Raw genomic sequence first — 10,674 nt, 5'->3', positions numbered from 1 at the left:
TCACGGATGAGACGCTCAGGAGCAATCTTTGTCGCGGGTTTGTTCCGAGTGCGGCACGGTTCAAGCCGTTTCGCCCAGCGGCTCACGCTTGATTTGCTGACTCCGAAACGCAGAGCCGTCTCTTCAAAGCTCAGGCTGTCCCGGTCTTTGATCTCCAAAACCTTCCGACGAAAATCTATTGAGTATGCCATACGCACAGTGTAGTCATTTTATACTGCTTTGGCTATAGACACCTTGCTTCCAAGTTTCCCTGCGGATGGGCACCAAATCAATATGGTAAAAACCAGGCAGCCGACCCGCCCGAACTGCTGTGATTTCCACCAATGCTCCGCCCGGCCCAACGATCATCGGGTCCACTTTGAAGCTGGACGCTTCAAGCCCGGTGACTGGCTCTCCATTGATATCTGTAACCGACACAACGAGATAGTTTGGCCGCCGGTTTCCTGGATCCGCAATACCATCTTCAGAGGCTGCCGCTACGACCAGCCTTCTTGCCGCCATGAAGATTCCTGTATCTCCGCTGATTCCGTGCGCTCCTTCCTGTGGGTATTTCTCCTTCTCGCAGACGCACAATGTTTTGCCCATTGGCACAGCCGCCTGTAGCGCTCTGCTCCAAAAACACTTGCAAACTTCTTCAGATGGTCCAATCAGCAAATTGACAATGCCGCCAATAAAGGTTCGCGCGCCTGCCTTCATCACTGCCGATTTCAGCGGATCGTTATGAACTTGGCATGAATTGAAATACACCACAGCTGGGTCTGCGGCTTGGCAGGAAAGACTGTTGAACCAGACCGCATCCAAAAATCCATCGGCGAGAGCGATGCCATTCGTGTTGCCGTGACCTATGTTGACAAAACCTTTGATGCCGGAGGCAAGATGCATCCTGTAATTCGCCACAGTTGCCTCTGCGCCAAGCAGCATCTTGGATTTAAATCCAAGACTGGTGAAGAGCTTATGCAGAAATTCGACAGCACCCTTCGCAGTTTGAATCTCAGGAACTGGCGTGGCCACGACAAAATCAAACTCGCAGGCAGCCTGATCTCTGCTTATGGGAAAGGTCGACTCCTCATCGCCCTCCTCTTCTTGAGATTCGTCATATCCCCAAGTTATACTCGTCACCTTGTAGTCGCTCTGGATGTCCACCCTGACTACTTCAGCGAGATAGCTATCCTTCCTCAGCAGATAGGCAATCAGGTGATTGGGAGTTTGGTCTGTCTTGCGTTTAATTTTCACATCAACGCGCCAATATGCCGCTTCTGCTGCCGGAAGCACGCGGGTGCGGATAGCCTCTGCGACTAAAGGCTCGTCCTGCACATCAAAACTTCTGTATGCCGTGCGGGAGGACAAGATTCTGATTTCGATTTTACTGTTGTCGTTCATGAATTTTCTCCTGTTAGATAGAATTTACGCTGAGACTTTCTGCACATAGAAATGCAAATGCCGTGCCAGATACATCTGCGGCGTAACCTGCTGTTTTGTCGAGATGTGCTTAAAAGCCGCGCCGAAGCGGGCTTCGGTTTTAATGAGCGGCGAGGAAAATTAGGCGAAGCGAAGTTCGGCGGGCTGCTGCGGGAAAAACAAAGGGAGGCAAAAAAGGCAGGACTGTCCGCCGCGCAGGAACGTCAGCGGACAGTTTTTTTCAGGGCTTGGCCGACCAGTATACGGCCACCGGCGCGGCCTGCTGACGGAGAATGAAGCGGACCGGCATTGCCTCCGGCGGACCGGCAGACAGGGCTTGCTCCAGCACAATTTTTTTCTCCGACCCGGTGATGTGGAGAATGATCTCCCGCGCATCAAGCAGGGCGGGCAGGGTCAGGCTGATCCGCTCGTGGGGCGCGGTCTGCGGCCTGAGCGCGGCGCAGCGTCTGCCGCAGCGCAGGTCGGCGGCCTCGACAAGCTGGGGCGCGCAGGGAAAGAGCGAGGCGGTGTGGCCGTCATTGCCCATGCCGAGGATGACCGCCGTGAAGGGCCGGGGCAGAACGGCCAAACGGGCCTCGCAGTCCGCCGTGCCTGCCGCCGCCGTGGCCGCCGCTGTTTTCAGGCCGATGAACGTGGCTGCCGCCGCCCGGTTTCTGAGCAGGCTGCGGCGTGCCAAGGCTTCGTTGGAATCCGGCGAAGAGGCATCAACCCAGCGTTCATCGGCCAAGGTGATCAGCACGTTCCGCCAAGGAATGTCCAGCTCGGAGAGCCGCTCGAACAGCGGCAGCGGCGTTGAGCCGCCGGACACGGCCAGGCTGGCCCGTCCCTGCGCGGCGATGTCTCTGCGCAAGGCGGCGGCAAGATGCTCCGCCAATGCGCTGACCAGCGTCTGCTGGTCGGGAAAAGTGTGCAGCTGCATAATCTTTTCTCTCATCCTTGCGGCGGCCCTGCTGAACAGGTACAGTGTTCAGCAAGATAAAATCGTACTGGAGGCGAAATCATGATTGCGGTCAACGAACTGCTGGCCAAACGCAAGCCCGCCGTCATCGGCACCGCGCTGGTCTTAGTCCTGATCAGCTGGCTTTTCTGGTATTTTTCCGACCGCCAGGTGATCAAACGCCAGCTCACCGCCCTGACTTGGGATTTGAGCAAGGAGAGCCGCCAGGAAAGCACAATGGAGACCGCGCTCAAGATGCGCGATGTCAAGACCGTGCTGGCGGAAAGCTGCTGCACGCTGATCGTGCCTGAGCGCGGCAGGCGGACGGAATTCGCCGAGCGGGATCTGGCAGTGCTGTATTTGATGCGCTACCGCGACCGCTACGAAAATTTGGCCGTCAGCTTCGAGGACGTGGAAATTGACTTCCCGGCCAAAGGCGAGGCGGCGGTGCGGCTCCAAGCGCGGCTGCTGCGCCAAGTCAAGCCGGACCAGCCTGCGGCGGAAACAACGGCCCCGGCGCTCATCTCCATGAAAAAGCAGGACGGCGACTGGATGCTGACGCAGGCCGAGATCGCTGAAGTCTTGGTCGGCGAGCTGCGTTAATTCTCCGCCGGAAAGCTCTGCTGCTCCCCGCCCAGTTCCTCCTGTGCGGGCGCGGCGGGCGGCAGCTGGGATTCGCCTTGATCAGGAATCGCATCATCCGGCAAAACAAGCGTCCCGTCAGCCGGCGGCAGCTGCTCCTCCGCCGGCTCCAGCGGCGCTTGCGCTTCTTGCGGGGGCATGGGCCTGAGGTCATTCCGGATATTGACATCACGGATGAACTGACGGATGATCTCCGCGCCTTGGCTGAGATGCGGCACAGTCAGCGAACCCTCGAAGAGCGGATGCCGGAGAGGCAGCACGGCAGTCAGCAGCATGAAAAGCAGCGCGGCGACAAAAGCTCCTCTGGCTAGGCCAAGCAGCCCGCCTGCCATGCGGTCGGTCCAGCCGAGCAGTTTGACTTCCAGCAGCTTGCCGATTAAGGTGAAAACGAGCATGGCAAGCAAATAGATGGTGCAGAAAATGAGCCAGAAAAGTTCGGCGGGCTGGATGATCAGCCCTTCCGGCAGCGGCAGGTAGGGTTTGAGCAAAGGCATGACCTGCCCGGCGTATGCTCCGGCGAGCCAGCAGCTGCCGACCAGCACGGCGGCGGCGGCGAGCTGGCGGACAAAACCGATGCAGAGGCCGCGCAGCAGAAAAATCATCAGAATGCCCGCGATACTGTAATCAAAAATGCTGATTTCGTGCCAGGTTATGCTGATCATGCTGTTCCTCCGATGAAAAATTGCGAAAAAACTGTCTGCCGCTTTCGATTATACCCGCTGTCATGCAGAGCACAACCAATACTTGCCCGGAAGTCTCATCGTCGCTGACCGCTTTTTTCCCCGCCGCCTTTGCTTGGGGCCGTCGGCGGGCCGAGGAGGAGCGTTGCGCCGCGCTGGTTGATTTAACCGAGCTAGGTGATGAGGCTGCGGAGCGGCTGCTGTCAGAGGCCGAGCAGGAATTTTTCCAGCAGCTGCGCCATCCCAAGCGGCGGCGCGAATGGCTGGGCGGCAGAATCGCGGCTAAGGCGGCTTTGCTCAATCTGCCGGAGGGTGCCGATTTTACGGCGCAGGCGCGGCGGCTGACCATCCTGCCGGACGCGCAGGGCAGGCCGACGGTCAGCGGCGGTGCTGACAGCCTCACGCTGTCCATCACCCACAGCGGCAGATACGCCGCCGCCTTGGCCGCGCCGGGACGGCCTTGCGGCATTGATCTGCAAGTCATTTCGGCGAAGCTGCCTTTGCTGACGAAATATTTCGCCGCCGCTGACGAGCTGGAGCTGCTGGCCGGACAGCCGGAGCTTGGCAGCGAGACTGCCGCTCTGACCATGCTCTGGGCGGTGAAGGAGGCGGTGAAGAAGAGCCTGCCTCAGCAGCCGGGCATGTTCTCCGGCATCAAGGCGGAGCGCATCCTTCCTGCCGGAGACTGCGCCTGGCGTTTTCAATGTGGCGCACAGGCGGCGGCAGCCTATGCGTTTCCGCCCTACGTGCTGGCCTTGACTGCCGGCGCGGCACTGTCCCCTCGCCCGTCTTCCCTTTGATAATTTTCTCCTCTGTGGTACTATTCTTTTGCCGTCCGCGCTTGGCGGACAGGACGCAATTTTTTCATACAGCCCAAGGAACTGCCGCCGCAGGGCGGATCCATATATGAGCAGCAGCCAGCAGATCAGAATCCATCAGCGCATCCGGCTGGAACGATGCCAGTCGTGGGAGGAGAGCTTCCATGTTTTTGATGAGGAATCAGCCTTGGCCGTGGAAATGGCTTTGGCCGCAGGCAGGCCCCTGCTGGTTCGGGGCGAGCCGGGCAGCGGCAAGAGCCAGCTCGCCCGTGCCGCCGCGCAGGAGCTGAACCGCCGCTTCCTCAGCGAAGTGATCACCGCCTCGACCGAGCCGCAGAGCCTGCTCTGGCATTATGATCCGGTCGCCCGTTTCCACGAGGCGCAGATGCTGGCGGCGGAAGCTGCGGCGCAGGCTCTCCGCCAAGATGACGGGGAGGATGAAGAGGACGAGCCTTCCGTCCTTGAGCAGCAGATGCTCGCCCCGCCCGACGCGGCCGCCAGCCGGAGAAAGGCGGCGCGGTATAAAAAGAAGAAAAACATGCAGCAGAAGCGCCAGCAGCTCTTCCGGGCGATCAGCGCAGGGGCGGGGCGCAGCTTTCTTGCCGGACAGGAGATCGGCGACCTCCATCCGTGCCGCAGCATCAGCCCCGGCCCGCTCTGGTGGGCGGTGGACTGCCAGTCCGCCCGGCAGCAGCTCGAACGCTGCCGCTGGCCCTTCTATCAACCCGGCTTTGCCTTGGACGACGCGGCGGCAGCAGCCCGGCAGGGCTCTGTCATCCTGCTTGACGAAATCGACAAGGCGGACGCGGCCCTGCCCAACGCCTTGCTTGAGGTACTGGGCAACGGCGGCTTTCATGCGCCGCTGCTCAATCAGACTGTGCGCACCCCGCCCGGCCTGCCCAAGCCCTTGGTGATCATCACCACCAACGAGGAGCGCGAGCTGCCGCCCGCCTTTGTCCGCCGCTGCCTTGTCCTCCACCTCCGCGTCGATGACGAGCAGTTCCTGCGCGGCTGGTGGAACCGGCAGCCGGGCCAGCGGGCCGAGTCGTTCAGCCCGGAGCGCGCCTTTGTCAAGTGGCTGGCCGAGCGCGGCGAGACCCATTTCGCCGGGACCTTCACTGCCAAGGTCAGAGAGCGGGCTGCCGAGCTGCTGGCCCGCGACCGCCGCGAAGCCCGCCAAGCTGGGTTGATCAGGCCGGGGCAGGCGGAATACCTTGACCTGCTCCGCGCTCTGCGGCAGATGGCGGCGGAGAGTGACGAGCAACGGCAGCTCGCCCTCTTGGAGCAGATCAGCCCCTTTGTGCTGGTGAAAGACGCGCAGGAATGAGCAGGCCGCAGACCGTCAGCCGGGCCGACCTGCTCCGCCTGCTGGCTCTCCAGCCGGACGCGCCATTGGCCGCTGCCGCCCGGCTGGCCGGGTATCAGCTGAAAGCGGCCTCGCCACCCGCCGCGCAGCCGGATACAGAAGCGGAGGCAGGCTATGAGACCGCGCCCGCAGACCGCAAGGCCCTTTTCCCGGCAGAGCAGTTCTGGCACTTGCGCCGCCGCGAGCCGCTTCAGGCCGCAGCCGGGCGCAACCTGTCGGCCAAGCTGCGGCAGTTCCGGCCTTTGCGGGCCAAGGAGCTGCGCCTGACAGCCAGTCCCTCTCTGTCAAGCCGGCGGCCTGATCCTGCCGCGCTGACCGAGGCTGCCGCCCAGTTCCGCCCTCTACCCCGCCGCCCTGCGCAAGCGGAGACCAGCCCGCCGCCGCAGACCCCGCCTGCCGCCTTGGCCTTGCAGCTGCTCCGTGCCGGAGAGCAGCCCGCTTGGCTGGAGCCGTTCTTCCTCCGCTTTCTCCGCACTTGGTTTGAGCGGCAGAAAGATGCCGATCTCATCCGCTTTGCCCGGCAGGCATTGGAGCTGCTGCCGCCGGGCAGGCAGCAGGATTGGCAGGGCTGCCTCTACGGCATCGCGCACCGGGACGCGCTCCGGCAAGGCGCGGTGATTCCGCCGCAGTTCCAGCCCGAAGTCGCGCTGGCCGCCGCTGCGGAGCCGCTGCCGCCCTCGCCGTGGCTGCTGATTCAGGAAGGCGAGGCGATGTTCCTGCTCAACAGCCCGGAAAGCGGCATCTGCCTGCTCAAGGGCAGCCGCATCGCCGCGCTGGAGCTGACCGCAGACCTACTGCTCCTCCGCCGCGAGGATGGGCGGGCTGAGACCGTGCCGGTGCGGAGCGGGCAGCCGCTCTGTAGCCTGCGCGGAGCGGAACGCTTCAGCCTTCAAACCGCCTCGGAAGTCCTGCATGTCCACGCCTGCGTTCGCCCGGCTTGGGCTGCGCTGATCGGCAGGAATAGCCGCGAGCTGTTCGCGGAAATCCCTTGGCTGGGCCGCAGTTATCGGCTCTACTGGCAGGCCCCGGCCCGCAGCGGCGAAGGCCGCTGGGCCAGCTGCCACGGCCCGGCAGACACCGACCGCTTCGGCCTCAGTGCCTACATCGGCTTCTATGGCCGGGTGATGCAGCGGTTCCGCTGGCTGGAGCCGGGCCGCTTCCTGATGGGATCGCCGCTGGACGAGCCAGAGCGCGAGACCTGGGGCAGAGAGACTCTGCACGAAGTCCGCCTGAGCAAGGGATTCTGGCTGGCGGACACTGCTGTCACGCAGGAGCTGTGGCACTTTGTCATGCGCGGCAATCCGTCCAAATTCCAAGGCCGCGAGCTGCCTGCGGACAATGTGAGCTGGGAGGACGCGCAGCTCTTCCTCCAGCGGCTGAACGCGATGGTGCCCGGCCTCAACGCCCGCCTGCCGACTGAGGCGGAGTGGGAATACGCCTGCCGGGCAGGCAGCGGTGGGCCGTTCTCCTTTGGCAGCCAGATCACGCCGGAGCAGGCCAACTGCAACGGGGCCTTTCCCTATCATAACAGCGCCAAGGGCGAGTTCCGCCGCCGCACCGTGCCGGTGCAGAGCCTGCCGCCCAATGCTTGGGGCTTTTATGAGATGCACGGCAATGTCTGGGAATGGTGCCAGGACTGGTGGCAGGAGGACTTGGGCGGCGACGCGGCCTTGGATCCGCAGGGGCCGGAGCGCGGCGAGTTCCGGGCGGCGCGGGGCGGCTCTTGGTTTCTCGGCGGCAAGGCAGCGCGCTCGGCGGCGCGGGGCCGCTTCGCCCCGGATTTCCGCAATGACCGCATCGGCTTCCGCATCGCCCGTGATCACGAGCTGCCTCTTCTGGCGCAGAAAGCTGCCGCGCCTGCGCCTGCGGAACTCCCGGAGCCGCCGCGTCCTTCCCTCTTCCGCCGGATATTCAGCCGCAGCTGACCATGCTCCGTTCCGCCGCCTCACCCGCTCCCTTTCCGCCGCCCTGGGCCTCCAGCTGGGGCGAGGATGCCTGCGGCCTCTGGCTGACAGTCAGCCTGCGCGGCATCCGCCAGCTCTTCCGCTGGATCAAGCCGGGCCGCTTTCTCATGGGATCGCCGGAAGAGGAGAGCGAGGGCTATTTCCTGCCCGGCAAGGAGACGCGGCACGAGGTGCGCCTGAGCAAGGGCTTCTGGCTGGCGGACACTGCGGTGACGCAGGAGCTGTGGCAGGCGGTGATGCGGAGCAATCCCAGCGGTTTCATCGGGCCGCAGCATCCGGTCGAGCGGGTGAGCTGGGACATGGCGCAGCAGTTCCTCTGGCAGCTGAACGCCCTCATCCCCGGCCTCAACGCCCGCTTGCCGACCGAGGCGGAGTGGGAATGCGCCTGCCGGGCAGGCAGCAGCGGGCCGTTCTCCTTTGGCGAGGAAATCACGCCGGAGCAGGTGAACTACAATCCCAGCGACGAGATCGGCGAGAAGCTCTGCCGCCGCCGCACCGTGCCGGTGAAGAGCCTGCCCGCCAACGCCTGGGGCCTGCATGAAATGCACGGCAATGTCTGGGAATGGTGCCAGGACGGGTGGCAGGAGGACTTGGGCGGCGAGGCGGTGCTAGATCCGCAGGACACGGCGGCTACAGGCGTGCTGCGGGTGGTGAAGGGCGGCTCCTGGGTCTGCGGGGCCGGATACGTCCGCGCCGCCAGCCGCGACCGCTGCTGGCCCGATTTCAGCGGCGGCAGCATTGGCCTGCGGCTGGCGGTTTGAAGGGAGTACCCTGAGCGGAGCCGAAGGGGCCTCAAAGCAGCAGCTTGTACACCGGGGCAAGCCTCGTGCTGCTTGGGACGCTGCTTGACTGGCAGCACACATCGCCCTTGCCGTCAGCGTTGCTGTCCTGCTGATTGAAGTTGGCGGCCTGCGGGCAGTTGTCGCACGCATCGCCGATCCTGTCGCCGTCCGTGTCCTGCTGATCAGGGTTATAGACCGTCATGCAGTTGTCGGCCAGATCGAGGATGAAGTCATCGTCTATGTCGTTCACGCCGGTGGGGGCGACATACTCATACGCGCCCGCATCGCAGCCAGTTGCTGGCCGTGCGATTCCCCGCTGATCCTCTATCAATCCAGTGCCGCACGTTGCGTCTAAATTGACAGCTGGGCTGCCCGACGGTAGAGCGTGGGTCTGCGTTGGGCCGCCGTTGTCTGCCAGCGGGGAAAGAATGGCGGACAACGCAGCCGGTGCGCTGCCGTTGCTGGTGGCATTGACATCGGTCGCTCCGGGCGTGAAGGAGACACCGTTGGTGCCGTAGGCTTGAACATCTGACTCGCCGCTGTGACCGAAGACGTTATAGCTGTCAGCAGTGACAACGCCGCTGTTTGCAGTATACACTTCATTGCCAGCAACAGCATTGTTATTGCTGACGATAGAGCTGCGCAAGGTGACTGAGGCACCATTTTCAGTGACAAAAATGCCGCCGCCTATCCCTATACCGTTGGCAGTGTTAGCGCTGACCGTGGAACTGTTCAGCGTGACTAAGGCTCCGGCAAAAACAGCACCGATGCCGCCGCCACTCATATTACAGGCGTTCCCGCTGACTGTGGAGTTGTTCAGCGTGACTGAGGTGGTGCCGGCAGCAAAAATACCGCCGCCCATGCTGCCACCAGCGGTGTTCCCGCTGACCGTGCAGCTATTTAAAATGACTGTGGAGCCTGTGTCAGCGTAAATGCCGCCGCCGCTGTCAGCAAGAGGGTGGCCTCCAGTGATGGTCGCATTATTCAAGGTCAAAGTGCCACCGGAGACAATCTTCAGCACGGAGAAGTTGCCGCCATTGCCGTTGATCGTCTTTCCGCCGCCTTCAATGGTGATGGCACTGCTGATGTCCGGCAGGGCTGCGGCAAGAGTGACATTCGTCTGCAAGGTGATGGTGTCCGCGCCAGAGCCATCCACGCAGCCGTTCCCAGTTGCACTATCATTGTTGGCCGAAGTGATGGCCTCAGCCAAGGTGCAGTTGCCGCCTGCATCCACTGTGATGTTTGCTGAATGAGCAGCCTGTGCTGTCAGGCCAAGAGCCGCTGTCAGCAGCCCGGACAAAATCTTTGTCTTCATGGTCTCTCCTCCTTTTTCATGGGAATGCCGCCTCATTCTATGAGGATATGGCATCACTGGCGGCTGTGTCAAGCAGAGAGGGCCGGCAAGGAGCCTCCTCGTTTTGCGGCAAGGAGCCTTGCCGTTTTCCGAGAAGGAACCTATCCGTATTGTGAGAAGGAGCCTTCTCGCTGTACGCATAGGAGCCTTGCCGCATTTCGAGAAGGCTCCTATGCGTTTTCCGCCAAGGCTCCTTCCCGAATCAGCGAGGAATTCCTTGACAGCCCGCTGATGTCGTCTTAGGATGCGCTGACACAGGTTTGCAAGGTCATCTCAACCAATTGAACACGGAGGAGCAGCTATGGCAACTATTCAATGGCGGCCTGAGATCAATGCCATGACCACGCCGCAGTCGTACTGGATACGCTTCATTCCCCGCAATGTGCTGGGCAAGGCGGACATGGCGGCCCGGATGGCCAAGGTGCTGCCCAATTACACCGAGGAGGAGTTCCGCACCTTCATTGACCTGCACAATCAGCTCATTGCGGAAAGCCTGACCAATGGCGAGCAGGTGACTGAGGAGAACGCCTTCACCTATTCGCTCTCCTTCACCGGCAAATTGGCAGCCCGGGGTAAATGTGAACCATAAGTGATCAATTAAATAAAATACTATCATTATGGTGATGAATAAATCTCCAAACAGATGCTGTCAAATTCTCAATACTTCTCGAAAATGACAATGTCTTTCTGACTAATGCCGATAACCTTTGCC

The 10,674-nt window shown here is 62.0% G+C and carries 11 protein-coding genes; 6 read left to right on the top strand and 5 right to left on the bottom strand.

The window, feature by feature from the left end:
- From ACNKH3_RS00750 to pgl, 3 genes are all read right to left on the bottom strand, one after another.
- The coding region (locus ACNKH3_RS00750; protein ID WP_420207881.1) for an IS630 transposase-related protein at positions 1 to 191 on the bottom strand (191 nt) is incomplete at its 3' end.
- 13 nt (positions 192 to 204) lie between these two features.
- Positions 205 to 1,380 (bottom strand): hypothetical protein, encoded by a 1,176-nt coding sequence (locus ACNKH3_RS00745; RefSeq protein ID WP_420207880.1) that lies wholly within the window; start codon positions 1,378 to 1,380, stop codon positions 205 to 207.
- Between the two features lie 259 nt (positions 1,381 to 1,639).
- Entirely contained in the window at positions 1,640 to 2,338 is a 699-nt protein-coding gene (gene pgl, locus ACNKH3_RS00740) for a 6-phosphogluconolactonase (RefSeq protein ID WP_420207879.1), read from the bottom strand.
- A gap of 81 nt (positions 2,339 to 2,419) precedes the next feature.
- Between pgl and ACNKH3_RS00735 the strand changes: the two genes are divergently transcribed.
- On the top strand, positions 2,420 to 2,959 hold the full coding sequence (locus ACNKH3_RS00735) for a hypothetical protein (protein ID WP_417916464.1): 540 nt from the start codon (positions 2,420 to 2,422) through the stop codon (positions 2,957 to 2,959).
- Here ACNKH3_RS00735 and ACNKH3_RS00730 read toward each other — a convergent pair.
- Positions 2,956 to 3,660: a CvpA family protein gene (locus tag ACNKH3_RS00730; RefSeq protein WP_417916465.1), complete on the bottom strand. Its 705-nt coding sequence runs from the start codon at positions 3,658 to 3,660 to the stop codon at positions 2,956 to 2,958. The two genes, ACNKH3_RS00735 and ACNKH3_RS00730, sit on opposite strands and share 4 nt — an antisense overlap.
- A gap of 62 nt (positions 3,661 to 3,722) precedes the next feature.
- Between ACNKH3_RS00730 and ACNKH3_RS00725 the strand changes: the two genes are divergently transcribed.
- From ACNKH3_RS00725 to ACNKH3_RS00710, 4 genes are all read left to right on the top strand, one after another.
- Positions 3,723 to 4,478 carry a 4'-phosphopantetheinyl transferase family protein gene (locus ACNKH3_RS00725; protein ID WP_417916466.1) on the top strand — a complete coding sequence of 252 codons (756 nt, stop codon included), beginning with the start codon at positions 3,723 to 3,725 and terminating at the stop codon, positions 4,476 to 4,478.
- Positions 4,479 to 4,584: 106 nt separating this feature from the next.
- A complete protein-coding gene (locus ACNKH3_RS00720; RefSeq protein WP_417916467.1) occupies positions 4,585 to 5,823 on the top strand; it encodes an AAA family ATPase in 1,239 nt (412 codons plus the stop codon).
- On the top strand, positions 5,820 to 7,787 hold the full coding sequence (locus ACNKH3_RS00715; protein WP_420207878.1) for an SUMF1/EgtB/PvdO family nonheme iron enzyme: 1,968 nt from the start codon (positions 5,820 to 5,822) through the stop codon (positions 7,785 to 7,787). Before ACNKH3_RS00720 ends, ACNKH3_RS00715 begins: the two co-directional genes overlap by 4 nt.
- Before the next feature lie 2 nt (positions 7,788 to 7,789).
- The gene (locus tag ACNKH3_RS00710) at positions 7,790 to 8,587 is read left to right on the top strand and encodes a formylglycine-generating enzyme family protein (protein WP_420207877.1); all 798 of its coding nucleotides are present in this window, start codon (positions 7,790 to 7,792) and stop codon (positions 8,585 to 8,587) included.
- A gap of 31 nt (positions 8,588 to 8,618) precedes the next feature.
- On the opposite strand, the gene ACNKH3_RS00705 is transcribed toward ACNKH3_RS00710, so the two are convergent.
- Positions 8,619 to 9,923, bottom strand: coding sequence for a choice-of-anchor Q domain-containing protein (locus ACNKH3_RS00705; protein WP_417916934.1), 1,305 nt, complete (start codon positions 9,921 to 9,923; stop codon positions 8,619 to 8,621).
- A gap of 340 nt (positions 9,924 to 10,263) precedes the next feature.
- Between ACNKH3_RS00705 and ACNKH3_RS00700 the strand changes: the two genes are divergently transcribed.
- Positions 10,264 to 10,551 carry a hypothetical protein gene (locus tag ACNKH3_RS00700; protein WP_417916935.1) on the top strand — a complete coding sequence of 96 codons (288 nt, stop codon included), beginning with the start codon at positions 10,264 to 10,266 and terminating at the stop codon, positions 10,549 to 10,551.
- Positions 10,552 to 10,674 lie beyond the last annotated feature (123 nt).

It is taken from the genome of Candidatus Electronema sp. JC (genome assembly GCF_048287365.2).
Lineage (GTDB): Bacteria > Desulfobacterota > Desulfobulbia > Desulfobulbales > Desulfobulbaceae > Electronema.
The sequence above is the reverse complement of the archived record's forward strand: the minus strand, read 5'-3'. Positions and strand labels throughout refer to the sequence as shown.

What these genes read in the sequence shown, in the direction of transcription:
- ACNKH3_RS00700 (WP_417916935.1), top strand. Translation starts at nt 10,264, where the DNA reads ATGGCAACTATTCAATGGCGGCCTGAGATCAATGCCATGACCACGCCG.
- ACNKH3_RS00725 (WP_417916466.1), top strand. Translation starts at nt 3,723, where the DNA reads ATGCAGAGCACAACCAATACTTGCCCGGAAGTCTCATCGTCGCTGACC.
- ACNKH3_RS00720 (WP_417916467.1), top strand. Translation starts at nt 4,585, where the DNA reads ATGAGCAGCAGCCAGCAGATCAGAATCCATCAGCGCATCCGGCTGGAA.
- ACNKH3_RS00730 (WP_417916465.1), bottom strand. Translation starts at nt 3,660, where the DNA reads ATGATCAGCATAACCTGGCACGAAATCAGCATTTTTGATTACAGTATC.
- ACNKH3_RS00745 (WP_420207880.1), bottom strand. Translation starts at nt 1,380, where the DNA reads ATGAACGACAACAGTAAAATCGAAATCAGAATCTTGTCCTCCCGCACG.
- ACNKH3_RS00715 (WP_420207878.1), top strand. Translation starts at nt 5,820, where the DNA reads ATGAGCAGGCCGCAGACCGTCAGCCGGGCCGACCTGCTCCGCCTGCTG.
- ACNKH3_RS00710 (WP_420207877.1), top strand. Translation starts at nt 7,790, where the DNA reads ATGCTCCGTTCCGCCGCCTCACCCGCTCCCTTTCCGCCGCCCTGGGCC.
- ACNKH3_RS00705 (WP_417916934.1), bottom strand. Translation starts at nt 9,923, where the DNA reads ATGAAGACAAAGATTTTGTCCGGGCTGCTGACAGCGGCTCTTGGCCTG.
- pgl (WP_420207879.1), bottom strand. Translation starts at nt 2,338, where the DNA reads ATGCAGCTGCACACTTTTCCCGACCAGCAGACGCTGGTCAGCGCATTG.
- ACNKH3_RS00735 (WP_417916464.1), top strand. Translation starts at nt 2,420, where the DNA reads ATGATTGCGGTCAACGAACTGCTGGCCAAACGCAAGCCCGCCGTCATC.